Origin of the sequence: Paraburkholderia rhizosphaerae (assembly GCF_004366595.1) — a bacterium.
GTDB classification, from domain to species: domain Bacteria; phylum Pseudomonadota; class Gammaproteobacteria; order Burkholderiales; family Burkholderiaceae; genus Paraburkholderia; species Paraburkholderia rhizosphaerae.
The window spans coordinates 167,183-192,845 of sequence record NZ_SORE01000004.1 but is presented as its reverse complement, the minus strand read 5'-3'; the positions used below and the strand labels follow the sequence as shown (position 1 = coordinate 192,845).

General features: G+C 63.2%; 17 protein-coding genes and 2 tRNA genes. 12 read left to right on the top strand and 7 right to left on the bottom strand.

The window, feature by feature from the left end; all coding sequences use genetic code 11:
- Positions 1-4 precede the first annotated feature (4 nt).
- Complete coding sequence (locus tag BX592_RS06775) at positions 5-997, top strand: 2-dehydropantoate 2-reductase (protein WP_134190899.1); 993 nt, start codon at positions 5-7, stop codon at positions 995-997.
- 195 nt (positions 998-1,192) lie between these two features.
- Here the strand turns inward: BX592_RS06775 and BX592_RS06770 are convergent, their stop codons facing one another.
- Positions 1,193-1,648, bottom strand: a complete 456-nt coding sequence (locus BX592_RS06770; protein WP_134190898.1) for a MarR family winged helix-turn-helix transcriptional regulator — start codon at positions 1,646-1,648, stop codon at positions 1,193-1,195.
- Between the two features lie 64 nt (positions 1,649-1,712).
- Positions 1,713-2,867: a glycerate kinase gene (locus BX592_RS06765; RefSeq protein WP_134190897.1), complete on the bottom strand. Its 1,155-nt coding sequence runs from the start codon at positions 2,865-2,867 to the stop codon at positions 1,713-1,715.
- A 498-nt stretch (positions 2,868-3,365) separates the two neighbouring features.
- Between BX592_RS06765 and tig the strand changes: the two genes are divergently transcribed.
- From tig to BX592_RS06725, 8 genes are all read left to right on the top strand, one after another.
- On the top strand, positions 3,366-4,715 hold the full coding sequence (gene tig, locus BX592_RS06760; protein ID WP_134190896.1) for a trigger factor: 1,350 nt from the start codon (positions 3,366-3,368) through the stop codon (positions 4,713-4,715).
- Positions 4,716-4,865: 150 nt separating this feature from the next.
- Entirely contained in the window at positions 4,866-5,537 is a 672-nt protein-coding gene (gene clpP / locus BX592_RS06755) for an ATP-dependent Clp endopeptidase proteolytic subunit ClpP (RefSeq protein ID WP_134190895.1), read from the top strand.
- Positions 5,538-5,737: 200 nt separating this feature from the next.
- A complete protein-coding gene (clpX, locus tag BX592_RS06750; RefSeq protein WP_134190894.1) occupies positions 5,738-7,009 on the top strand; it encodes an ATP-dependent Clp protease ATP-binding subunit ClpX in 1,272 nt (423 codons plus the stop codon).
- A gap of 185 nt (positions 7,010-7,194) precedes the next feature.
- Positions 7,195-9,618, top strand: a complete 2,424-nt coding sequence (lon, locus tag BX592_RS06745) for an endopeptidase La (RefSeq protein ID WP_134190893.1) — start codon at positions 7,195-7,197, stop codon at positions 9,616-9,618.
- A gap of 339 nt (positions 9,619-9,957) precedes the next feature.
- Positions 9,958-10,230, top strand: coding sequence for an HU family DNA-binding protein (locus BX592_RS06740; RefSeq protein ID WP_134191059.1), 273 nt, complete (start codon positions 9,958-9,960; stop codon positions 10,228-10,230).
- 64 nt (positions 10,231-10,294) lie between these two features.
- Positions 10,295-10,370 (top strand) — tRNA-Val (locus BX592_RS06735).
- A 37-nt stretch (positions 10,371-10,407) separates the two neighbouring features.
- A tRNA-Asp gene (locus tag BX592_RS06730) sits at positions 10,408-10,484 on the top strand.
- A 194-nt stretch (positions 10,485-10,678) separates the two neighbouring features.
- A complete protein-coding gene (locus BX592_RS06725; RefSeq protein WP_134190892.1) occupies positions 10,679-12,616 on the top strand; it encodes a SurA N-terminal domain-containing protein in 1,938 nt (645 codons plus the stop codon).
- Positions 12,617-12,757: 141 nt separating this feature from the next.
- On the opposite strand, the gene BX592_RS06720 is transcribed toward BX592_RS06725, so the two are convergent.
- Together BX592_RS06720 and BX592_RS06715 are read right to left on the bottom strand one after the other, a co-directional pair.
- Positions 12,758-13,102, bottom strand: a complete 345-nt coding sequence (locus BX592_RS06720; protein ID WP_134190891.1) for a hypothetical protein — start codon at positions 13,100-13,102, stop codon at positions 12,758-12,760.
- Positions 13,103-13,221: 119 nt separating this feature from the next.
- Complete coding sequence (locus BX592_RS06715; protein WP_134190890.1) at positions 13,222-13,947, bottom strand: arylesterase; 726 nt, start codon at positions 13,945-13,947, stop codon at positions 13,222-13,224.
- On the opposite strand from BX592_RS06715, the gene BX592_RS06710 reads away from it, so the two are divergent.
- Entirely contained in the window at positions 13,946-14,632 is a 687-nt protein-coding gene (locus tag BX592_RS06710) for an ABC transporter ATP-binding protein (protein WP_134190889.1), read from the top strand. The genes BX592_RS06715 and BX592_RS06710 overlap by 2 nt on opposite strands.
- Before the next feature lie 155 nt (positions 14,633-14,787).
- Here BX592_RS06710 and pgi read toward each other — a convergent pair whose 3' ends face one another.
- Complete coding sequence (gene pgi, locus BX592_RS06705; RefSeq protein ID WP_134190888.1) at positions 14,788-16,410, bottom strand: glucose-6-phosphate isomerase; 1,623 nt, start codon at positions 16,408-16,410, stop codon at positions 14,788-14,790.
- A 252-nt stretch (positions 16,411-16,662) separates the two neighbouring features.
- Between pgi and BX592_RS06700 the strand changes: the two genes are divergently transcribed.
- Positions 16,663-17,523, top strand: a complete 861-nt coding sequence (locus BX592_RS06700) for a CPBP family intramembrane glutamic endopeptidase (RefSeq protein WP_134190887.1) — start codon at positions 16,663-16,665, stop codon at positions 17,521-17,523.
- Between the two features lie 37 nt (positions 17,524-17,560).
- Here the strand turns inward: BX592_RS06700 and BX592_RS06695 are convergent, their stop codons facing one another.
- Both BX592_RS06695 and BX592_RS06690 read right to left on the bottom strand, forming a co-directional pair.
- A complete protein-coding gene (locus BX592_RS06695; protein ID WP_134190886.1) occupies positions 17,561-19,228 on the bottom strand; it encodes an NAD(P)H-hydrate dehydratase in 1,668 nt (555 codons plus the stop codon).
- Between the two features lie 332 nt (positions 19,229-19,560).
- A complete protein-coding gene (locus BX592_RS06690; RefSeq protein WP_134190885.1) occupies positions 19,561-20,862 on the bottom strand; it encodes an FAD-dependent oxidoreductase in 1,302 nt (433 codons plus the stop codon).
- 509 nt (positions 20,863-21,371) lie between these two features.
- Here BX592_RS06690 and purL point away from each other — a divergent pair.
- Positions 21,372-25,469 (top strand): phosphoribosylformylglycinamidine synthase, encoded by a 4,098-nt coding sequence (gene purL / locus BX592_RS06685; protein WP_134190884.1) that lies wholly within the window; start codon positions 21,372-21,374, stop codon positions 25,467-25,469.
- Positions 25,470-25,663 lie beyond the last annotated feature (194 nt).

Genomic DNA, 25,663 nt, shown 5'->3' with positions numbered 1-25,663 from the left:
TGCGATGAATTCAGGTGCGCAGCCAGTGCGCACGGCTATTGTCGGCGCGGGTGCGATCGGCGGCCTGATTGCCGCGGCGGCGGTGCGCGCAGGCCATGCGGTGAGCGTCCTCGCGCGTGGCAAAACGCTTGACGCGTTGCGCATCGACGGGCTGAAGGTGGTCGACGATAGGTGCGAGTCGGTGGTGTGTGTCAACGCGAGCGATGTGCCCGCCACGTTCGGTGTGCAGGACTACGTGGTGATTGCGTTGAAGGCGCAGACATTGCCCGCGATTGCGTCGAGCCTGCAACCGATGATTGGTCCGGATACGGTGATCGTCGCTGCAATGAACGGTTTGCCGTGGTGGTTCCTGCATCGCTTCTCGGGCCCGCTCGCCGATCAGTCGATCGAGGCAGTCGATCCCGGCGGCAGTGTGTCGGCGGCGTTGCCGCCGGAGCGCTCCATTGGTTGTGTCGTGCACTTGTCGTCGTCGACCGATGGACCGGGCGTCGTACGGCGTGGGCGTGGGAATCAACTGATCGTCGGCGCGCCGGGCGCGGACCTCGCCGCGCAGACCGACGCGTTTGCCGCAGCGATGCGCGCGGGCGGCTTCGATGTCGCGGTGTCCGATGCGATTCGCACCGAGATCTGGGCCAAGCTGTGGGGCAACATGAACATGAATCCGCTTAGCGCGCTGACCGGTTCAACCGCCGACCGTCTGCTCGATGATCCGCTGACGCATGCACTCGTGCTGCGGATGATGGAGGAGGCCGCAGCGATCGGCGCGAGGCTCGGATTGTCGGCCGGAGCAAAACCGGCTGAACGCGTCGCGGTCACACGCAAGCTCGGTGCGTTCAAGACTTCGATGTTGCAGGATTTCGAAGCGGGGCGGCCGCTCGAGGTCGAGCCCATTCTCGGTGTATTTCCGGAGTTGGGTCGCAAGCTGAATGTGCCGACACCGTTCTGCGATGCGGTGCTTGGGTTGCTGCGCCAGCGAGCGGCCAATAGCGGCCTGTAGCGGAGGGCTTTAACAGGCGGGCTTTAGCGGCGGCTTTTCACGGTGGTTTTTGACGGCGGGCAACGAACGCTGCGCGGCCATCGGGTGACGTGCAGGCCGCGACAGATTCCGCGCGTCCGTTGCGGCGGCAACGATTTCTGCAAAGCGCGAGCTTAACCCGCCGCGCCGCACCGCTCGACGAGCATTGCCCGCGCGCTATTGCGCGTCGCGCTCGCTTGCCGCGTCGATCACCTTATCGAGTGCCGCGCCTAACGCGGCCTTCTCACGCTCGTCGAGACAATCGAACAGCTCGCTGTTCCATTTGCGCGCGATCGGCATTACTTTGCGATACAGCGCTCGCCCTTCGGTGGTTAGCGAAACGAGCACGACCCGTCCGTCGTCATCGCTTGCTTCGCGCTGCACGAGCCCTTGCTTGATTAGCGCTTCGGCTGCACGGCTCGCCTGACTTTTGTCCAGGTTTGCATGGCGCGCGAGATCCATGATCGAAAACGGTCCGAACGACCCTACCGATGCAATCACGCGCGCTTCAGGCAAGGTCACGCCCAGCTTCTCCAGATATCGTTCACTGATACCGCGCTCGGAGAGTTTGTTGAGTATGTGCAGACGATACGTCAGAAACTGTTCGAGTCCGGCTTTATCGGAGGCCTTCATGGTCTTCCTGTTGTGAGTGGATGCGGTCGTGGCGCTGTGATTGTTGCCGCATCCGCTTCGCGGGTCAACGCATGTGTTGAACGTCGTATCGCAGACGCGTCAGTTGTTCCGCTTCGTTCGCGAGCAGGCGGGCCGCGTCGCGAATCGCGGTTTCAAGCGTGATGGGTCCCGGGGCAGGCGAAAAGCAGCCACTGAAGTGCTCCGTGAGGCGCGGCAGCGCGGCTGGATCGATCGCGCCGGATAAGAGCGTCGCGGGCACACCGGCGGCGCGGGCATGCTGGCACGCGATGAATGGCGCCTTGCCGTGCAGCGTTTGCACGTCCGAACGACCTTCGCCGGTGATCAGCCAGTTCGCGCCTCGCAGTGCGTCGTCGAGACCGATTTGGCGGGCGACCACTTCCGCACCCGGCTCGAACTGCGCGCCGAGCATCCGCAGCGCGAAGCCGAGGCCGCCCGCCGCGCCCGCGCCCGGCAAGTCGCGTGCGTTGCGCGACAGGGCTGGCTCGAGCAGATCGGCGAAGCGAGCGAGCGCCGCGTCGATCGCGATGACCTGATCCGGCTTCACACCTTTTTGCGGACCGAATACCGCGGTCGCACCGTGCTCGCCGGTGAGCGGATTGTCGACGTCCGACATCCCGACGAACGATGCTTCGATGAGGCGCTGATCGAGTTGCGACACATCGACCCGCACCGCGCGCGCGAGTTGCTCCGGTGTCGGTTCGAGTTCGCGGCCCTGCGCATCGAGAATCTTCAGGCCGAGGCCGACCAGCAGGCCAGCGCCGCCATCGTTCGTGCTACTGCCGCCGAGCGCGACATAGAAGCGCCGCACGCCTTCGTCGAGCAGCGCGCGAATCGCCTCGCCCATGCCGCGCGTGCTGCGCTCCTCGACCGCGACGCCCATGCCGACCGCGTCCGTGATGCCGACGATTTCAGCGGTTTCGATGATCGCGCTGCCGTCGCCGACGAGGCCCGTGGCCGCATCGCGCGACGGCCCGGCCGCGCCGCGCACAGTCAGCATGCGGCGCTCGCCGCCGCGCGAGAGCATCGCATCGAGTGTGCCTTCGCCGCCGTCGGCCATCGGACAGATGCGCACCGTCGCGTCGGCGCGCGCGCGTTGAATGCCGCAAGCGATTGCCTGCGCAACTTCTTCGGCGCCAAGCGAGCCTTTGAACGAATCGGGAGCGATGACGACGACAGGCGCGGACGACGGATTAGGCATGATGTCTCTTGATGATTGGTGTGGTGTTGCCGGAATGCGTGCGGGCCATGGCTTCGAAGGCCGCTTGTCCGAACGCGTTCGCTAGCTTATCAGCATGGCGCACGCGACTGAATATGCCGGATGGCATAGCGCGCATCGATTTTCGAACGCGCCAGGCGTCGGCTGAGGGCGACATTTCGCGAAGCTTGCGCGGCGCATTCACGTAACCGGATACCGGATGCTGCTCGCGTCCGTTGCTAGCTCAAAACAGCGGCGAACCCGCGCCGAATGCGAAGATGTCGGCTCAAACGCCGATTCGCGGTGAGCCGCGTGAATAGTTTGCTAAAATATTCGGCTCTCTGACCCAAACTGCGCCTGCGGCACGAGACATGCGATCGGCGAGACCGAGGAGCGACCGAAGTGGTACGCGATCGTTGAGGCCGTCAGCAATTCAGACGTCGGCGGAAGGCGCAGAAAAGATAACTGATTCGCTCGAATAATTTTAGGACGATTGAAGCCATGGCTAACGTTGTTGAGAACCTCGGCAAGCTCGAACGCCGCGTGACGATTTCCCTGCCGAAGGATGCCGTGCAGAAAGAAGTGGACTCGCGCATCCGTCAACTGGCGAAGAACGTGCGCATGCCCGGCTTCCGTCCGGGCAAGGTGCCGCTCAAGATGGTCACTCAGCAGTATGCGGGCCAGGTTGAAGCCGAAGTGCTGAGCGATAAGGTCGGCAAGGAGTTCTTCGATATCAGCCGCGCGGAAAATCTGCGCGTCGCGGGCCAGCCGAACTTCAGCCCGAAGATCGATGCGCAGGAAGGCGCATACGCATTCGATGCGACCTTCGAGGTTTACCCGGAGGTAAAGCTGGGCGACGTCGCGACCGCCGAAATCGAGCGCACCAAGACCACGATCAGCGATGCTGAAATCGACCGCACGCTAGACATTCTGCGCAAGCAGCGCGTGCACTTCCACGCGCGCGGCGAAGCCGGTGCGCATGGCGACGGCGGCGCGGATACGGCGGCCAAGGAAGGCGACCGCGTGACGGTCGACTTCGTCGGCAAGATCGACGGTGAAGTGTTCCAGGGCGGCAGCGCGGAAGACTTCGCATTCGTGCTCGGGGAAGGCCGCATGCTGCCGGAATTCGAAAAGGCGGCGCTCGGCCTGAAGGTCGGCGAAGCACGCGAATTCGATCTCAAGTTCCCGGACGACTATCACGGCAAGGAAGTTGCCGGCAAGACTGCGCAGTTCACGGTCACGATGAAGAAAATCGAGTGGCCGCATCTGCCCGAAATCGACGGCGAATTCGCGAAGTCGCTTGGCATCGAAGACGGTGATCTGACCAAGATGCGCAATGAGATCAAGGACAACCTCGAGCGCGAAGCGAAGCGTCGCACGCAGGCTGTCGTGAAGAACCAGGTGATGGACGCGCTGCTGAAAATTTCCGAACTGGATGTGCCGAAGGCACTCATCGAACAGGACCAGCAGCGTCTCGTCGAAATGGCGCGCCAGGACCTCGTGCAGCGCGGTGTGCCGAATGCGCAGAACGCGCCGATCCCGGCCGAGATGTTCAAGGATCAGGCAGAGCGCCGCGTGAAGCTCGGCCTCGTGCTGGCCGAGCTGGTGAAGGCCAATGAACTGCAGGCGAAGCCTGAGCAGATTCGCGCCGAAGTCGACGAATTTGCCAAAAGCTATGAAGACCCGAAGGAAGTCGTCCGCTGGTATTATTCGAACCAGCAGCGCCTCGCCGAAATGGAAGCGTTCGTTGTCGAATCGAACGTTGTCGATTTCGTGCTCGGCAAGGCGAAGGTGACGGACAAGGAAGTAAGCTTCGAAGAGCTGGCAAGCGCAACGGCGCAACAGGCTTAAGCGTTGCTGCTACGGCGTGCCGGCTGTCGGAGCGACGGCCGCACGCCGTTTTTGCATATGCGTCGCGACGATGCATCAACGGCCCCTTGAATACCTGTTGTCCCGCACTCACCTGTCCAGTATGACTATTTCCAGACAAGGATCCATTGCATGACCTTCCGCGCTCAAATGCTGGACACGCTGACCTCCCAGACGTTGTCGACCCAGTCGAGGGATCGGGATCTCGAAGCGCAGGCGCTCGGCCTGGTGCCGATCGTCGTGGAGACGAGCGGTCGCGGTGAGCGCTCTTACGACATCTACTCGCGTCTGTTGAAGGAGCGGGTGGTGTTCCTGGTCGGCGAAGTGAACGATCAGACTGCGAACCTCGTGATCGCGCAGTTGCTGTTCCTTGAGAGTGAAAACCCGGACAAAGACATCAGCTTTTATATCAACAGCCCGGGTGGTTCGGTGTCGGCCGGCATGGCCATCTACGACACGATGCAATTCATCAAGCCGGACGTGTCGACGCTGTGCATGGGCCTCGCGGCCAGCATGGGCGCATTTCTGCTGGCAGCCGGTGCGAAGGGCAAGCGTTTCGCATTGCCCAATGCGCGCGTGATGATCCACCAGCCGCTGGGCGGCGCGCGCGGTCAGGCGTCGGACATCGAAATCCAGGCCCGTGAAATCCTGTATTTGAAGGAACGGTTGAATCAATTACTGTCCCATCACACGGGTCAGCCGGTCGATCGCATCCAGCGTGACACGGACCGCGACAATTTTATGTCCGGCGACGACGCGCAAGCGTATGGCCTCGTTGACCAGGTGCTGCACAAGCGTCCTTGAGTGGTACGCGGGCATCGCTGATCCGGCGCATTTTTCCTGTAATTGGGGAAAGAGCGTCGGATAAAAACGTTGTGAAATAATAAGACCCGTCTGATCGCCTGCGGCAAACGCCGTCAGCTTTTGCACTGGTCCGCGCCGAGGGTGAGGGCGCGGCAAACGGCGTATCATGTTACTCGGAGTGTCCGGAGGCTTACATATCTATGGCGGACAAAAAAGGTTCAAACAGCGAAAAGCTGTTGTATTGCTCGTTTTGCGGCAAAAGTCAGCACGAAGTCAAAAAGCTGATCGCTGGCCCGTCGGTGTTCATCTGCGATGAATGTATCGACCTGTGCAACGAAATCATCCGCGACGAGGCGGCGGGCGCAGGTGTCGAAACCGGCATGTCGAAGTCCGATCTGCCGAGCCCGCAGGAAATCCGCGAAATTCTCGATCAGTACGTGATCGGCCAGGAACGCGCGAAGAAAATTCTCGCGGTGGCTGTGTACAACCACTACAAGCGGCTGAAGCATCTCGACAAGAAAGACGAGATCGAACTCTCGAAGAGCAACATCCTGCTGATTGGCCCGACTGGCTCGGGCAAGACGCTGCTTGCTCAGACGCTCGCGCGCCTGCTCAATGTGCCGTTCGTGATTGCGGACGCCACTACGTTGACTGAAGCAGGCTATGTCGGCGAAGACGTCGAGAACATCATCCAGAAGCTGCTGCAGAACTGCAACTACGAGGTCGATAAGGCGCAGCGCGGCATTGTTTATATCGATGAGATCGACAAGATCAGCCGCAAGTCGGACAACCCATCGATCACGCGCGACGTGTCCGGCGAAGGCGTCCAGCAGGCGCTGCTAAAGCTCGTCGAAGGCACGATGGCGTCGGTGCCGCCGCAAGGCGGGCGTAAGCACCCGAACCAGGATTTCATCCAGGTTGATACGACCAACATCCTCTTTATCTGCGGTGGGGCGTTCGACGGCCTCGAGAAGGTGATTGTCGATCGCACCGAGAAGACCGGCATCGGCTTCGGCGCTAGCGTGAAGAGCAAGCAGGACCGGGACGCGGGAGAAGTGCTGCGCGATGTCGAGCCGGAAGATCTGATCAAATTCGGGTTGATACCTGAATTGATCGGCCGCCTGCCGGTCGTGGCGACACTCGGCAAGCTCGATGAAGCGGCATTGATGAAAATTCTTGTTGAACCAAAGAATGCACTCGTCAAGCAATACCATAAGCTGTTCAGCATGGAACGCGTCGAACTGGAAATCCGGCCGCCGGCACTGCAGGCTGTCGCCCGCAAGGCGATCCGTCGCAAGACGGGCGCACGCGGACTGCGTTCGATTCTCGAACAGGCGTTGCTCGATGTGATGTATGAATTACCGGCGATGAAAGGCGTTAGCAAGGTCATCATCGACGATAACGTGATCGACGGCGACGGTAAGCCGCTGTTGATCTATGAAGACGCACCGAAGGTTGCGGGCTCGAATTGATCGGCGCTTCCCGATTTTTGAGAAAAAGCCGTTCATGGCGACGTGAACGGCTTTTTTCGTTTATCTTGTGATCAGGATGGACTGTTTCTTGGTGTCACTGAACTTTTCTCCACACGCGTAGGCTTGCAATCCTTTCCCGCGGCCTTAATTACCGAACGAACTGATTCCACTCATGGGGAAATGAAATGTCAGGAACCCAACTCCTCCCGCCGGAACGCGTCACGCTCCCGCTGCTCCCGCTGCGAGACGTGGTCGTCTTCCCGCACATGGTGATTCCGCTCTTCGTGGGGCGTCCAAAGTCGATCAAAGCGCTCGAAGCGGCGATGGAAGGCGGCAAGCACATCATGCTTGTCGCGCAGAAGACAGCGGCCAAGGATGAGCCGACCGAAAAAGACATGTATGAGGTCGGGTGCGTCGCGAACATCCTGCAAATGCTCAAGTTGCCCGACGGCACGGTGAAGGTGCTGGTCGAGGGATTGCAGCGCGCGAAGACGCTGTCGATCGAAGAACAGGAAACGCAGTTCTCGTGCGAGGTGATGCCACTCGAACCCGATCATGCGGATAGCGCGGAAACTGAAGCGCTGCGCCGCGCGATCGTGTCGCAGTTCGACCAGTACGTGAAGCTGAACAAGAAGATCCCGCCGGAAATTTTGACATCGCTGTCGGGCATCGATGAAGCGGGCCGACTCGCGGATACCATCGCCGCGCATCTGCCGCTCAAGCTCGACCAGAAGCAGCACATTCTCGAGATGTTCCCGGTCATCGAGCGTCTTGAGCATCTGCTCGCGCAACTCGAAGCCGAAATCGACATCCTGCAGGTCGAAAAGCGCATCCGCGGACGCGTGAAGCGTCAGATGGAGAAGAGCCAGCGGGAGTACTACCTGAACGAGCAGGTGAAGGCGATCCAGAAGGAATTGGGCGAAGGCGAAGAGGGTGCGGATCTCGAAGAACTCGAGAAGCGCATTACGGCCGCGCGCATGCCGAAGGAAGCGAAGAAGAAGGCCGATGCGGAGCTCAAGAAGCTCAAGCTGATGTCGCCGATGTCCGCCGAAGCGACCGTCGTGCGCAACTATATCGACACGCTGATCGGCTTGCCGTGGCGCAAGAAGAGCAAGGTCAACAACGACCTGTCGAACGCCGAGCGCGTGCTCGACGAAGATCACTTCGGCCTCGAGAAGGTGAAGGAACGGATTCTCGAGTACCTCGCGGTTCAACAACGCGTGGACAAGGTGAAGGCGCCGATTCTGTGCCTGGTCGGGCCTCCGGGTGTCGGCAAGACGTCGCTCGGGCAGTCGATTGCGCGCGCAACGAATCGCAAGTTCGTGCGCATGGCGCTGGGGGGCGTGCGCGATGAGGCCGAGATCCGCGGCCACCGTCGCACGTATATCGGTTCGATGCCGGGCAAGATCCTGCAGAGCCTGACCAAGGTCGGCGTGCGCAATCCGCTCTTCCTGCTCGACGAAGTCGACAAGATGGGCATGGATTTCCGCGGCGATCCGTCGTCGGCACTGCTGGAAGTGCTGGATCCGGAGCAGAACCATACATTTGCCGATCACTACGTCGAGGTCGACTTCGACCTGTCGGACGTGATGTTCGTCGCGACGTCGAACTCGCTGAATATCCCGCCGCCGCTGCTCGACCGGATGGAAGTGATCCGTCTGTCGGGCTATACGGAAGACGAGAAAGTCAGCATCGCGCAGCGTTACCTGCTGCCGAAGCAGAAGAAGAACAATGGTCTGCGTACCGGCGAGATCGATGTGGCGGAACAGGCGATCCGCGACATCATTCGCTACTACACGCGTGAAGCGGGCGTGCGCTCGCTCGAGCGTGAAGTGTCGAAGATCTGCCGCAAGGTCGTGAAGATGCTGCTGCTGAAGAAGGCGGATGGCGCGGTGACCGTCGATAGCGGCAACCTCGACACGTTCCTCGGCGTGCGCAAGTACGACTTCGGTCTGGCGGCGAAGGAAAACCAGATCGGGCAGGTCACGGGCCTCGCGTGGACCGAAGTGGGCGGCGATCTGCTGACGATCGAAGCGGCGGTGATGCCCGGCAAGGGCAACGTGATCCGTACCGGTTCGCTCGGCGACGTGATGAAGGAATCGGTCGAAGCGGCACGTTCAGTGGTGCGTTCGCGTTCGCGGCGTCTGGGTATCAAGGACGAAGCGTTCGACAAGCAGGACATCCACATTCACGTGCCGGAAGGCGCGACGCCGAAGGACGGTCCGTCCGCCGGTATCGCGATGACGACGGCGCTGGTGTCGGTGCTCACGGGCATTCCGGTGCGCGCGGATGTCGCGATGACGGGTGAAATCACGTTGCGCGGCGAAGTGCTGCCGATTGGCGGCCTGAAAGAGAAACTGCTGGCGGCGCACCGCGGTGGCATCAAGCTGGTGCTGATTCCGGAAGAGAACGTCAAGGATCTGACCGAGATCCCCGACAACGTGAAGAACGCGATCGAAATCGTGCCGGTCCGCTGGATCGACAAGGTTCTCGAACTCGCGCTCGAGCGCTCGCCGTCCCCGCTGCCTGAGGAAGAGCCGAAGCCGGCGACCCCGGTGGGCGAAGCGGCCACGGAGTCGGGCACGGCGACCGAGGTCGTGAAGCACTAAACGTTCGAGCGAACTTAAAGTAGCAAGACCCCGCAAAAACCCGCAGCGAAAGCTGCGGGTTTTTTATTTTGCCTTACAGACAGAAAACGGCTGCGGCGTCGTTCGACATGTAACACCGGCGCGGCGCGCGATCGGTTTAGTTGCGCGCGCATCGACCGGTTCGCGAAATCTTGTCATGAAAACCATGTAAAAAACTGCCAGGAATTGGGCGCAACCCCTGTTGACATGGCGGTTTCGGCTCATTCTAATTGAATGGCCCGGCAAAAAATGCCGGGCTTCTTTATAACCGGGCGCTTTAAGCGCTCTCACGATTGCCCAACAACATTCTCGGGGGCTGGAATGAATAAAACGGAATTGATCGACCACATCGCGGAACAAGCGGACATTTCTAAAGCCGCGGCAGGACGGGCGCTCGACGCGGTGATCGGTGGCGTCAAAGGCACATTGAAGAAGGGTGGGTCGGTCACGCTGGTCGGCTTCGGCACGTTTGCGGTTGGCAAGCGCACCGCGCGCACGGGCCGCAACCCGCGCACGGGCGCGGCGATCAAGATCAAGGCAGCCAAGGTGCCGAAATTTAGGCCTGGCAAAGCTCTGAAGGATGCGTTAAACTAATGGGCTCGCCGGTTGAGGTGAAGGCTTTTGCCTCCTTCAGCCGGTTGCGGACGCATCATGGAACGGGTGCTTAGCTCAGTTGGTAGAGCGGCGCCCTTACAAGGCGTAGGTCGGGAGTTCGAGCCTCTCAGCACCCACCAGTTCCAGCCTCCGCGAGTAGCACAGGGAAGTACACAAGGAGTGGTAGTTCAGTCGGTTAGAATACCGGCCTGTCACGCCGGGGGTCGCGGGTTCGAGTCCCGTCCACTCCGCCAGCATCCTAGCAAGGCGAACTGCGAGGCGAACTCCGGTTCGCCTTTTTTGTTGTCTGCTGTTGTACTATCGGGCGTTCTGAATTTTTGGCATCTGCGCCTGGCCATCCCGCTTGTCATGTTGGGTCACGTCGGGTCACGTTTGGCACCCCCGTTCTTGCAACCTTGTCCTCTGGACCGTTTTTGCGCCTGAAAGCATGCTCGATTTTTTCCGCAATCACCAACGTCTGATGATGTTCATGCTCGTCCTGGTTATCGTGCCGGGTTTGGGCTTCGTGGGCATTCAGGGCTTCCGCGGGTTCTTTGACGACAGCGCGAATGTCGCGAGCGTCAATGGACACAAGATCACCCGCGCCGAATACGACAACTCGATGCGCATGCAACTGGATCGCGCGCGCCAGATGCTCGGCAACCAGTTCGACACAAAGCTGTTCGACACGCCGGATCGCCGCAAGGAAATGCTCGACGGCCTGATCCAGCAGCGCGTGCTGGCTGACGAAACGCAGCGTCTGCATCTGACCGTGTCCGACGACGCGCTGCGCCGCGCGCTGATGGCCGACCCGGTCATCGCATCGCTGAAAAAGCCCGATGGCTCGATCGATCTGGATCGCTACAAGCAGTTGCTCGCCATGCAGGGCCTCACGCCTGACCAGTATCAGGAGCAGGTCCGCTACGGAATGGCGATGCAGGAGCTGCCTGCGGCCATCCAGAGCACCGCGTTCGTGCCGAAGGCGCTCGCGCAGCATCTGACCGAACTCGCCGAGCAGCAGCGTGAAGTGCAGGGCCTCGCGTTCCGCTCGCAGGACTACGCATCGAAAGTGCAGCCGACCGATGCGCAAGTGCAGGCGTACTACGACGCGCATAAGGATGCGTTCGCGACACCCGCGACGGCCACTATTCAATACGTCGTGCTGTCGCCGGCCACGCTTGCCGCATCCGCGAAGCCGACCGACGCCGATCTGCAGAAGTACTACCAGGACAACATCGCGCACTACCGCACCGAAGGCGAAGTGCGCGCGAGCCACATCCTGATCTCGGCGCCGAAGGACGCAAGCGCGGCCGACAAGGAAAAAGCGAAGCAGAAGGCCGAAGCGATCCTCGCGCAAGTGAAGGCGCATCCGGATCAGTTCGCGGCGATTGCACAAAAAGAGTCGCAGGACCCGGGCTCGGCATCGAAGGGCGGCGACCTCGGCTACTTCACGCGTGGCATGATCGCGGGCGGTAAGGCATTCGACGATGCGGTGTTCAGCCTGAAGAAGGATGAGATCAGCAACATCGTGCAGACCGATTTCGGCTTTCACATCGTCAAGGTGACCGACATCAAGCCGGAGGTGACCAAGCCGTTCGACGACGTCAAGCAGGCGATCGAAAAGGATGTGCAGGCCCAACAGGCCGCGAAAGCGTTCAGTGACGATTCGGACGGCTTCACGTCGATCGTCTATGAAAAGGCGAAGGGTTTGCAGCCGGCGGCCGACAAGTACAAGCTGCAACTGCAGACGGCCACCGTCACCGAGCATCCGAATCCCGCGTTGCCGGCGGACAGCCCGCTGAATAATCCAAAGTTCCTCGCCGCGGTATTCGCCGGCGATTCGGTGAAGGACCGCAACAACACGCAGGCAATCGACGTCGGCAACAACACGTTGATCTCCGCGCATGTGACCGACTTCAAGCCGGCCGCGGTGCCTGCACTCGACACGATCAAGGATGCCGTGCGGCAGAAGTTGGTCGCGCAACAATCCACGGAACTCGCGCAGAAAGAAGGCGCCGCGAAGCTCGCCGAGTTGCAGAAGTCGAAATCGACTGCGGGTTTTTCGTCCGCGCTGAAGGTATCGCGCAACGATCCGCAAGGCGTGCCGCCTGCCGCACTGAGTGCAATTTACAAGGTCGATGCGCAGAAATTGCCGGCCTACGTCGGCGTCGATCTGGGTAACGAAGGATATGCCATCTATCGCGTGAACGCGATCGTGCCGCCCGCGCCGATCGATGCGCAGCGTCTTGCCGCAGCCCAGCAGCAAGTCGCGCAAGTTGATGCGCAGGCGCAGATGCAGGCGTATCTGGATGCGTTGCGTTCGCGTGCGAAGGTCAAGCTCTATGGAAACCTCGATAGCGCGCAACCCGCAAACGATGGTGAATAACGCGTAACGCTCCTGAAGCGCTAGTCTCCTCAATTTAGCGAGAACCAACAAAAAGCCCCGCAAATGCGGGGCTTTTCGTTTAATGCATGAACTTCAAACGATTGAAAAAGAAGCGCGCCTGAAATGCGCGCAAGCACGCGTCTACAGGCAGCCGCTGATATCGGCAGTAGCGTTCGCACCTGCACCGCCGCTACCCGGACGGAACCCAACCCAGGTTCCGGAGCCTTGATACGAAGGCCGCACGATTGCGGCGGCGCCGCCGGGCGGTTGCTGACCTGGCACGTACACGTCCATCGACCTGTCCCAGGCCAGCGTGTTCTGCGACACGACCTGTTGTTGCGACTTGTCGGCCCATTTCTGCGCGATGCACTTGCCGACGGTTGCGGGAGGTTGCTGGCTCGTTCCAACGGACTGCACACCAGCAGGCGGTTGAGCGGCACAAGCGGAGATCGCCACGGTTAAAGCGATAAGAGGTAAGTGTTTCACGTCATCTCCTTCATAGTCGCTTACAAAGAGAGCCGGTTTGCGGGGCCGGCGCGAGTGTCAAGATAGACATCATCCGGGCACGTTCCCCAATAGTAGGAAACAGGATGTTGGCGTGCTGTTCACCGCGTCGAAGTTGTGTGTAACAGAGGCTTCAGCGCGGGCCACACGTTGTCGAGTAGCACGGGCTGTGCCTGCCGGGTCGGATGGATCTGATCGGCCTGAAACATGTCAGGTTTGTCCGCGATGCCCGCGAGCAGAAACGGCACGAGCGGCACATGCAGTTCGTTGGACAACGTGGTGTACATGCGGTGGAACTTCTGCGTGTAGTCGGGGCCGTAATTAGGCGGAACGTACATTCCGACCAGCACGACCTTCGCATGCGCCTGCTGCGCCTGTTCGATGATCGTGCGCAGGTTGTCCGCGGTCGTGGATAGCGGTACGCCGCGGAGTGCATCGTTGGCGCCCAGTTCGACGATCACGATCGATGGCTTTAGCCGTTCGAGCAGCACGGGCAGGCGCGCGCGGCCGCCGCTCGTGGTGTCGCCGCTGATGCTTGCATTCGCAACGCTATAATCGAGCCGCTGATCGGACAGGCGCTGACGCATCAGCTGAACCCAACCGGTATCGCGAGGCAGCCCATACTCGGCGGACAGGCTATCGCCAAGTACGACGATCACCGGTTTGGCTGCGGCAGCCGGCGCTGCGTTGGCCGCAACGTTGACCAACGCGGCCTCGGCCGCATCGGCATGAGTGGCGAAGGTCGCGCTCGACACGACGCTCGCCACGGTGGCGGCGATCAGCGCGGCCCGCAACAACGAGCGCACTTTCAACCTACGCGTCACCATGCAAAATAAATCCGATCCAGTCATCGAAGTGCGGGGTTTGTCGAAGAAGGTTAGGGACGCGACAGGCGAGCTGACGATACTCGACAACATCGACCTGTCGATCGAAGCCAGCAGCCGTGTCGCGATTGTCGGCGCTTCAGGCTCGGGCAAGTCTACGCTGCTTGGCCTGCTCGCGGGATTGGACAGCGCGACGTCGGGCTCGGTTCGGCTGCTCGGCCGTGAGTTATCCGAACTCGACGAAGATGGGCGTGCGGCGCTGCGCAGCGGCTCGGTGGGCTTCGTGTTCCAGTCGTTCCAGTTGATGCCGCATCTGACCGCGCTCGAGAACGTCACGTTGCCGCTCGAGTTGCGCGGTGGCATGGCGGCGCGCGATATCGTCGCGCGGGCGCGCACGCTGCTGACGCAGGTGGGGCTCGGTGAGCGGATGCGCCACTATCCGAAGCTGCTGTCGGGTGGCGAACAGCAGCGTGTCGCGCTGGCGCGCGCATTTGTCACGCATCCGGCGATCCTTTTTGCCGACGAACCGACCGGCAGTCTCGACGCAGCCACGGGCCACGCGGTGATCGACCTGATGTTCGAGATGAATCGCGCGAATGGCGCGACGCTTGTACTCGTCACACACGATATTGAACTCGCGCGCCGCTGCGACACCACAGTGACGATCGAAGCGGGCCGTCTCGTCTGACCACGCGTCGTTCGCGAAAAACCTGCAAACGGCCAAACAACGCGCGCAAAAAAGCGCAGCCCAAAGAAAGCGCAAACACCGCGCAAAAACGGGCCGTTGAAGTTCAACGGCCCGTTCTGTTCAACAGCGCGCGTGCACCCAGCAACCGCAGCGCGTTACTTCTTCAACGCCGCCCGCGCCCGCGCGATCAACGCGGAGGTCGACGAATCGTGCTTGCCTGCTTCGACGTTCGCGGCGGTCAGATCGGCCTCGACCACCTTGCCGAGAATCTTGCCCAGTTCGACGCCCCACTGATCGAACGAATTGATGTCCCACACGGTTCCCTGCGTCAGCACCTTGTGCTCGTAAAGCGCGATCAGCGCGCCGAGCGAGCGGGCGGTCAGCGCATCGACGAGCAGCGTGGTGGTCGGCCGGTTGCCGGGGAACACGATGTGCGGCACGAGTTCCGGCTTGTTCGGGCCGGCGACCTTCTTTGCTTCTTCGACGGTGCGGCCGAGCATCATCGCCTCGCTTTGCGCGAAGCAATTCGCGAGCAGTTTCGGGTGATGGCTCGCGAGCGGATGCTCGGGCGTGAGCACCGCGATGAAATCGATCGGCACGATCGTCGGTCCCTGATGCAGCATCTGGAAGAACGCGTGCTGACCGTTCGTGCCCGGTTCGCCCCATGTGACCGCGGAGGTCTCATACTCGACCATCGTGCCGTCGAGGCGCGCCTGCTTGCCGTTGCTCTCCATCTCCAGCTGCTGCAGATACGACGGCAGGAAATGTAGCGCTTCCGAGTACGGCGCGACAAGGTAACTCTGCGAGCCGAAGAAGTTTCGATACCAGATGCCGATCATGCCGAGCAGCACCGGCAGATTGCGCTCGAGCGGCGCGGTGCGGAAGTGCTGGTCCATTTCATTCGCGCCGGCGAGCAGCTCGTCGAAATGAGCGGGTCCGATCGAGATCATGATCGACAGACCCACCGCGGACCACAGCGAATAGCGGCCGCCGACCCAGTCCCACATCTCGAAGACGTTCTCCTTCGCGATGCCGAATTTGACGACTTCGGTCGGATTCGCGGACACGCCGACGAAATGCTTCGCGAGCGCATTTTCCGGGCAGCCTTTCTGCAGGAACCAGTCGCGCATCGAATGCGCGTTGGTCATCGTCTCAAGCGTTGTAAACGTTTTCGATACGACGATCGTCAACGTTTCTTCAGGATCGATCTGCTCGAGCACACGGTACAGATCGGCGCCGTCGACATTCGACACGAAGTGCGCGGAGATATCGGGCGACGCGATGTGCTTTAGCGCATGCACGACCATCTTCGGCCCGAGATCCGAGCCGCCGATGCCGATATTGACGATATGGCGAATGCGCTTGCCGGTGTAGCCGGTCCACTTGCCGTCGCGCACCTGCGTCGCGAACGCGGCCATCTTCGCGCGCTCGGCTTGCACCTGCGCGTGGAACGGCGCTTTCGGATCGCTTGCGCGCAACGCGGTATGCAGCACCGCGCGCCCCTCCGTCGGGTTGACGATCTCGCCGGCGAACATCGCGTCGCGGCGCTTCTCGACGCCCGCTTCACGCGCGAGCTGGACGAGCAGCTTCAGCGTCTCGTCGGTAATGCGATTCTTGGAAAAATCGGCCGCGAGACCGCCACCCGAGTACGTAAAGCGTTCGGCACGGGTGGGGGCGGGGTCGTTCTCAGGGGCGAACCAGTCGCGCAGCCGCGCATCGCGAATCTGCTCGTAGTGCGCTTGCAGCGAGGTCCAGGCGGGGAAAGTGATCTTGGTCATAACCGTCCGTCAAACGAAGAGGCACGAAAGGAGGGCGGCGCAGTCGCGGCGCGCCGTCGGGCAACGCAGTCATTCAGTATAACGGCCGTCGATGGCGGCAGTCAGGGGAGCCGCGGCGACCCCAGATACCGGGACGCGTCGAATGCCGGGTTCAGCACGCGATCCACAACGATACGGTATCGTCGCGCTTTGTTCAGCGCATTGTTCAGACTAAATGCCCGGATGCGCGGACGCTATCTTTGCGGGGATTCGATGTTCGTCTTGTCATGGGCCGCCATTTTTCTCGCCGTACCTGCGACGTGGACGATCGAGCGGCGCGCGATCGCAGTGACGCTGCTCGTGATCGGCTACGGTGCCGCGCTCGCTGACGGGATGCTGAACGCGGTGGCGCTCGTTGCGATTGCCGTGCTGCTGGTACTCGCCTACGCGGTGTTGCCGCCGCGCCCGCCGAGTGTGCGGCGCGCGGCCCATGCAGTATTCATCGTGCTGGGCGTCGCGCTGATTCTTCACGGGGTGCCGGGCTTTCATAACCCGCGCGTGATTCAGGCCGAGCGCTTCACGCCCGATGCGCTGCCGTTCACGATGTACCTGAATCTCGACAAGCCACTCGTCGCGTTCTGGCTGCTGCTGATCTTCCGCTGGGTGCGCGGACCTCAAAACGCGACCATGTCGCTGATCGCGGGTGTCGGCGGCTGGCTGCTGACGGCGGTGGTGTGTCTCGGCACCGCGCTGGCGTTGCGCGTGGTTGTCTGGGAACCAAAGTGGCCGGCGCACGCCGGGCTTTTCCTGCTCAATAACCTGTTGCTGGTTTCGGTCGTCGAGGAAGCGTTTTTTCGCGGTTATTTGCAAGGCGGCATTACACGTCTGCTCGACGGCCATCGATTCGGCAAGACGATTGCGGTCGTTGTCGCCGCCGCGCTGTTCGGGCTGATGCATCTGCCGGGCGGCGGCTGGCTGTTGGTCGTATTCGCCGCGGTTGCCGGACTTGGCTACGGGCTCGCGTACCGTTTTGGCGGTCTCGCGGCTTCGGTGCTCGCGCATTTCGCGCTGAACGCGACGCACTTTCTGCTGTTCACCTATCCGATGCTGCAACCCGGCGCGCACGCTGTGTGACCCGCGCGCGTGCTCCTGCGGAGCATGTTCCGTTGCTTCACCCCTGTGCCGGATACCACAGCCGGTTGATCAGCTTGCGCACCATCGGCGCGAGCTCGCCGGCGGTGCAGCCGGCTGGACCGTCGCCGCGCGCGGTAAGCGCGTCCGCCGCGAGCCCATGCAGGTAGACACCCGCGAGCGCGGCTTCATAGCGCGGCAGGCCCTGCGCGAGCAGCGCGCCGATGATGCCGCCTAGCACGTCGCCGGTGCCGCCTGTCGCGAGCGCCGCGTTGCCGGTCGGATTGATCGCGAGACGGCTGTCCGGCGCGGCGATCACCGTGCCGGCGCCTTTCAGCACGACGATACTGGCGAGACGACGGGCGAGTTCGCGCGCGGCCGCGAGCCGATCGCGCTGTACCGCCGGCGCGTCGATGCCGAGCAGGCGTGCGGCTTCGAGCGGATGCGGCGTGACGATCGCCGGGTCTTGCGCTTGTGTTCCGCGCGCCTGCAGTGCGGCGGCAAGTGCCGGGTCGCGCGCGAGCAGGTTAAGCGCGTCCGCATCGAAAAGTTTCGGCACATCGAGCGCCAGCACGTCGCGCAATACCCGCGCCGCGCGCTCGCGGCGGCCCATCCCGCAGCCGATCGACAGCGCGTCCATGCTGTCGAGCGGCAGATCGTCGAGCGCGTGCAGCATCAGTTCGGGGTGAGGCGGATCATAGGCCGGGCCGCCTTCGCCGAGCAATGCGACATGCACCTTGCCGGCGCCGGTATAGAGCGCGGCGCGTGCGGCGAGGATCGGCGCGCCGCACATGCCGGTATCGCCGCCGACCACGGCGAGGCTGCCGAACGTACCCTTATGCGTCGCGAAATCGCGTGCCGGGAAGTGCGACGAGAACAACGACGGTGCGTTCAGCACGGCGCCGGCGGCGTGACCGCTTGCGTCGATGCCGATCGGCGCGACCGTCACCGCGCCCGCGAGATCGCGGCCTACGCCCATGAAGAGGCCAGGCTTCGCGCCGATGAACGTGACCGTGCAGGTTGCGCGAACCGCGGCGCCGCCATCGACGACGTTGCCGGTGTCGCTATCGAGGCCGCTCGGCACATCGAGCGCGAGCACGCGTCCATGCGTGACGGGTATGCCGGGTAGCGCGTAGGGTGCCGCAGCATGGTGCACGTGCGCATCGCCGCGAGTCCCGATCGCGCGCGCGCTGAGCCGCTGCGCGAGTTCGGCGAACACACCGTCGAGTGGCCGCGCGAGGCCGATGCCGAACATCCCGTCGACCAGCCAGCCATAGTTGTCGAATGACGCAGGCGGCGTTTGCGAAATCGGGACACCGGCCGCGCGCGCTTCGTTGAGTGCCCAGCGTGCATCGTCAGGCTTCACTTCGAACGGCATGCACACGGCGACGGCCACGCCCGCGCGCTGCAACTCAGCGGCCACGACAAGCGCGTCGCCGCCGTTGTTGCCGGGGCCGGCAATCAGCAGCACCGGGTGAGCGGCGTCCACTGAGCCGTCGTGCGCAATCTGTTCGGTGAGAAAGCGCGCGGCCGCGGCGCCCGCGCGCGCCATCAGCGCGTGAGGCGGCAGCGCGGCGGCGGCTTGCGTTTCGAGCGCGCGCAGTTCGGCGACGGTGAAAAGCGGTAGCGGCCGGTCATGCGAATGGACAAGCATCGGCGCGGCGGCGGGAGCGGAACCCGACGAAGACGCGGAGGACGGAGTGGTCATGGCGGCGTTGGAGCGCGGGAAAGAGTAGCCGGGTAGCGGGATAGCGATGTCACGCGGCGCACAGACGGCACGTTGAAAGACATGCGCCGCGCTCGCGCCGACCTCCATGGTAGTGGCAACACGTATGCCTGTACCAGTGGCATGCAACCGGTGCGAAGCGTGTGGCGGCGCACGCCACGTGAATCGCGCTAGCGACGCCAAGCGCGACGTCAGTCATGCGGCCATACAGCGACGCCAGCCACGCAGCGACGCGGCGACGTCAGTGACGAAGCTACGCCAGCCACGCAGCCAACCGGTCCCACCAGTCCCGACAATTACGCCAGCCACTCCCGTCAGCGCCGAAACCGCTCCGGCCCTAGCGCCGCAACCGTCTCCGGCGGCACATCCGGCGCGCGGCCGGACATCATGTCCGCGATCAGCTTGCCCGACCCGCACGCGAGTCCCCAGCCAACCGGCCCATGCCCGATATTGACGAAAAGCCGCGGATGCAACGCATTGCCGGTCGCCGGCATGCCGTCCGGCGACAGCAGTTTGATCCCTTCCCATGGCAGCGCCTGCGAGATGCGCGCGGCGCCCGGCACCCAGTCATGCGTCGCCTGCCCAAGCAGCGCGAGCGCTTCTTTCGTCAGCGGCTCGCCAAGCGGCTTGTCGGTTTCGCGCGCGCTTTGCAGCACCGCGCCGCCGGCAATCCGCAAACGATGATTGGTGCGCGTGATCGTAATGCGTTTGATCGCGTCGATCACCGCCGTATGCGGTGCGAATTCTTCACGGGCGATCGGCGCAACGAGGTTGTGCAGCCGCAACGGATGCATCGGCAACTGCAGGCCAAGCCGCTCGAGCAGCGGCAGACTGCTGACGCCCGCCGCGATCACAATCGCATCGGCGCTGATCACATCCACTTCGCGCGAACGCACCGGGTCGCCTGGCCGCGGCGCGAGTTCGACCGCCGCGCGTTGGCTATCGAGACGAATCGCGGTGACCTCGCGGCCGAACTGGAATTGCACGCCGCCTTGCGCATCGAGAGTCTGCTTGACGAGCTTCGCGAAGAGCGGGCAGTTCGCCGTGCGTTCGTCGCGAAACAGCACGCCGCCGGCGAACGGCGGGTCGGCCGGCACCGAGTGCTCGAGCGCGACGCACTCGTTCGGCGTCAGCACGTGGTGCGGCACTTCGAATTGGGCCAGCAACTCGAGTGCCGGCTTGATCTGCTCCCACTCCTGCGCGGTGCGCACCAGATACAGTTGTCCGCTCGACTGCTCGAATTCGAGACCGAAACGCGCTTCGATATCGGCCAGCGCATCGCGGGCGGATTCGATCAGCGGCCGCAGTCGCGCATATTGCTGCGTGAACGCGTCGGGCGCGTGCAGTGCGGACAGACGCTTGACGAACTCGCGTGCCTCGCCATTGAAACCGGTCTTGCGGATGATTCCGCTTTTCGCGGCCTGCCGGTGCTGCATGAAGGTGGGGCCGAACCAGACGTCGAGCGGGGTTGGCAGCACGGTGCCGCCGTGGCCATAGGTCGCGCCTTGCGCGACGGTCGCGTGCCGTTCGACCACGCAGACCCGATGGCCGGCCGCGCGCAACTGGTAGGCGGTGGCGACGCCGACAATCCCGCCGCCGATGACAATGACATCCATATTGTGTTTCGTGTTGCCGGCAGGACGCGAGACGCCCGCTGTCCCCGTATGCGTGACGTGTACGGCGTGGCTGGCGGACGATGCCGTCCGATGCCGCACCGGTCTGATGAAAGGCCGAATGATAGCAGTCAAACGGGGGACGTCGCATCTGGTGAACCGGGGAAGCCGCTACTGTGGCCGTTGAGGCGGCATCAACCGGGGGCACGACGGCGCGGCCGATTGCGGACGACTCACTGCGGACGACTGACCGAGCCATCGAGGGACCCGCGCGGAGTGAACCGCCGGGCATTCTCCGGGCAATGGCCGAACCGACCCACGCACCGGACTTCGGACCACGGACCGCCGGGCGTCCCTGAAACCTCCACCCGAGCCCCGGTCCAGCAAGCCGTCCCGGGTTATAATCCCGGACTTCCCTTCGCCCCAACGACGCCTGTGATACGCGATCGAAGACCAACCCGATTCGTCGTCCCCGCAGGCGCTTCGACGTAACGTCACACAACGTCAAGTCCATGGCCCACTTCTCGTGTTTCCCCGGCGCTTCGGCCCTCTCTGATTTCCGTCAAACCCGCCTGCTCGATACGCTGACGCGCATCGACGCCAACATTGTCGGCGTGCGTGGCCAGTATCTGCACTTCGTCAATGCTCAAACGCCGCTCACAAGCGTTGACAGCGCGAAAATCGAAGCACTGATGCACTACGGCGATCCGTTCGACGCGGGCAGCGAGCGGGGCGCTACCGAGACGTTCCTCGTCGTGCCGCGTTTCGGCACCGTATCGCCATGGGCGAGCAAGGCCACCGATATCGCGCATCATTGCGGCCTCACGCAGGTGCGCCGGATCGAGCGCGGCATCGAATACACGGTCGTGATGAAAAGCGGCCTGCTCGGCGGCAAGAAGGCACTGTCGGATAGCGCGCGCGCCGCGGTCGCCGACGCGTTGCACGACCGGATGACCGAAAGCGTCGCGCCGTCGCGCGACCACGCAATGCATCTGTTCGACGAACTGCCGGCCAAGCCGCTCCTGACCGTGGATATTCTCGGCCGCGGCCGGCACGCGCTGGAGCAGGCCAACGCCGAACTGGGCCTCGCGCTGGCGGACGACGAGATCGACTACCTGGTCGACGCGTTCACGAAGCTCGGCCGCAATCCGACGGACGTCGAACTGATGATGTTCGCGCAGGCCAACAGCGAGCATTGCCGCCACAAGATCTTCAACGCGCAGTGGACGATCGACGGCGCCGCGCAGGACATGTCGCTGTTCGCGATGATCCGCAATACCGAGAAGCTCAACCCGCAGGGCACGATCGTCGCGTATTCGGACAACTCGGCGATCATGCAAGGCGCGCAGGCCGAACGCTGGTTCCCGCGCGCCGCGCAACGCGATGGCGAACTCGCGGAGCACTACGGGCGTCATGTCGAGCTCACGCATACGCTGATGAAGGTCGAGACGCATAACCACCCGACCGCGATTTCACCGTTCCCGGGCGCTGCGACTGGCGCGGGCGGCGAAATCCGCGACGAGGGCGCGACCGGCCGCGGCGCGCGGCCGAAGGCGGGGCTGACCGGTTTCACCGTATCGAACCTCGAACTGCCGGACGCGCGCGAGGCATGGGAAAACGCGCGCGACGCGGCGCAGCCGGTCGCGCACCGCAACAGCGCGGATCAATCCGCAGAAGCGAGCGCATACGGCCGTCCGGACCGCATCGCATCGCCGTTGCAGATCATGATCGACGGCCCGCTCGGCGGCGCCGCGTTCAACAACGAATTCGGCCGCCCGAATCTCGGCGGTTACTTCCGTACGTACGAGCAGAACGTCACCGGACGCGTGCGCGGGTATCACAAGCCGATCATGATCGCGGGCGGCATCGGCAATATCTCGGACGCGCATACGCATAAGCACGATCTGCCAGAAGGCTCATTGCTGATTCAACTGGGCGGTCCCGGCATGCGCATCGGCATGGGCGGCGGCGCGGCCAGCTCGATGGCGACCGGCACGAATACCGCGGAACTCGACTTCGATTCGGTCCAGCGCGGCAACCCGGAAATCGAGCGGCGCGCGCAGGAAGTGATCAACGCATGCTGGCAACTCGGCGAGCGCAATCCGATCCTGAGCATTCACGACGTCGGCGCGGGCGGCCTGTCGAATGCGTTTCCGGAACTCGTCGATGGTGCGGACAAGGGCGCGCATTTCGAATTGCGCAAGGTGCCGCTGGAAGAGAGCGGGCTCTCGCCGCGCGAGATCTGGTCGAACGAGGCACAGGAGCGCTATGTGCTCGCGATCGCACCGTCCGATCTGCCGAAGTTCGAAGCGATCTGCGATCGCGAACGGTGCCCGTTTGCGGTGGTCGGCACCGCGACCGTCGAGCGTCAGCTAAAGCTGACCGACGCCGAAGAACGCGACGCGAACGCGCATCAGCCGGTCGATATGCCGATGGAAGTGCTGCTCGGCAAGGCGCCGCGCATGCATCGCGATGTCAAGCGCGAGTCGGTCGCGCTGCCCCCGGTGGAACTGACGCACGTATCGCTGGCCGAAGTCGCGACCAGCGTGCTGCGTCATCCGACGGTCGCGAGCAAGTCGTTTCTGATCACGATCGGCGACCGTTCGGTCGGTGGCGCGACCGTGCGCGACCAGATGGTCGGTCCGTGGCAGGTGCCCGTCGCCGACTGCGCGATCACGACGATGGACTACGCGGGCTTCCACGGCGAAGCGATGACGATGGCGGAGCGTACGCCGCTCGCGGTGATCGACGCGCCTGCATCGGGCCGCATGGCGGTCGGCGAAGCGGTGACGAATATCGCGGCGGCGCCGATTGCATCGCTCGACAAGCTGAAGCTGTCGGCGAACTGGATGGCCGCGTGCGGCAGCCCCGGCGAAGACGCGGCGCTGTACGACACGGTGAAGGCAATCGGCATGGAGCTGTGCCCGGCGCTTGGCATCGGCATTCCGGTCGGCAAGGATTCGCTGTCGATGCGCACCAAGTGGAATGACGATGGCGTCGCGAAGGAAGTCGTCGCGCCGGTGTCGCTGATCATTTCCGCATTCGCGCCGGTCGACGACGTGCGCAAGCATCTGACGCCGCAACTGCGCACGACCGACGAAGCCGGCCGCGCGCTGGATACCGTGCTGATCGCGATCGACCTCGGCCGCGGCAAGAACCGGCTGGGCGGCAGCATTCTCGCGCAGGTCACGCAGCAGGTCGGCGACTCGGTACCGGACGTCGATGCGCCACAAGACCTGAAGCAATTCTTCGACGCGATCCAGACGTTGAACGGCGCAGGCAAGCTGCTCGCGTACCACGACCGCTCGGACGGCGGCCTGTGGGCGACCGTGTGTGAAATGGCGTTTGCCGGGCACGTCGGCGTGTCGCTGAACGTCGACATGCTGACGCTCGACCCGAATCACGAGTTCGACTACGGCGATGCGAAAGACTGGGCGAAGCAGACCAGCGGCCGGCGCGAAGACCGCACACTGCGTGCGCTGTTTAGCGAAGAGCTGGGCGCGGTCGTGCAGGTGCTCGCGAGCGAACGCGACGCGGTGCTCGCGACGCTGCGCGAATACGGCCTGTCGGCATGCGCGCATGTGATCGGCAAGCCGAACGAGCGCGACGCGCTCGAAATCTATCGCGACGCGAAGAAGATCTATGAAGCGCCGCGCGTCGAATTGCAGCGTGCGTGGAGCGAGGTGAGCTGGCGCATCTCACGCTTGCGCGATAACCCGGCGTGCGCGGACGCCGAATACGATGCACTGCTCGACGCCGCCGATCCGGGCATCACGCCGCATCTGAGCTTCGATCTGTCGGAAGACGTTGCCGCGCCGTTTATCAGCAAGGGCACGCGGCCACGCGTCGCGATTTTGCGCGAGCAGGGCGTCAATTCGCACCTCGAAACCGCGTATGCGTTCGATCGCGCCGGTTTCGACGCGCACGACGTGCATATGAGCGATCTGCTCGCGGGCCGCGCGTCGCTCGCCGACTTCGCGGGCGCGGTCGCGTGCGGTGGTTTCTCATACGGCGACGTGCTGGGCGCAGGCGAGGGCTGGGCGAAGACGATCCGCTTCAATGCGCAGTTGGCGGATATGTTCGCCGCGTTCTTCGATCGCAAGGACACGTTTGCGCTGGGTATCTGCAACGGCTGCCAGATGATGAGCAGTCTCGCGTCGATGATCCCGGGTGCCGATGCATGGCCGAAGTTCACACGCAACAAGTCGGAGAAATTCGAGGCGCGTTTCTCGCTAGTTGAAGTGCAGGCGTCGCCGTCGATCTTCTTTGCCGGCATGGAAGGCTCGCGCATTCCGGTGGCGGTCGCGCACGGCGAAGGCTTTGCGGACTTTTCGCAGCAAGGCGACGCGTCGCGTGTGGCGGTCGCGATGCGTTTCGTCGACCATCGCGGTTTGCCGACCGGGCAGTACCCGTTCAACCCGAACGGATCGCCGGACGGCATCACGTCGGTGACAACGCCGGATGGCCGCTTTACGGTGTTGATGCCGCACACCGAGCGCGTGCATCGCACGGTGCAGATGAGCTGGGCGCCGGCTCAATGGTCGGCTGCGCACGGCGACGGCAGTCCGTGGATGCGGGTGTTCCAGAACGCGCGTCGTTGGTTGGGGTAAGCGGAGGGTATGGGCGCGCGTGGGCGACGGCGCGCGTCTCGAGCTTGGCGCGTGATCCCGCAGGTCTGGCGTATGACGCGGCGCGAATCCGATGTGCTCAATGTGCTGTGTGCGCGACGCCAGCGGCGCTACGCTCGTGGCGCCGCTCCGATGCCGGTGGGGTGTCGAGGAGGTCCACGCTCGCTATCCGCGAC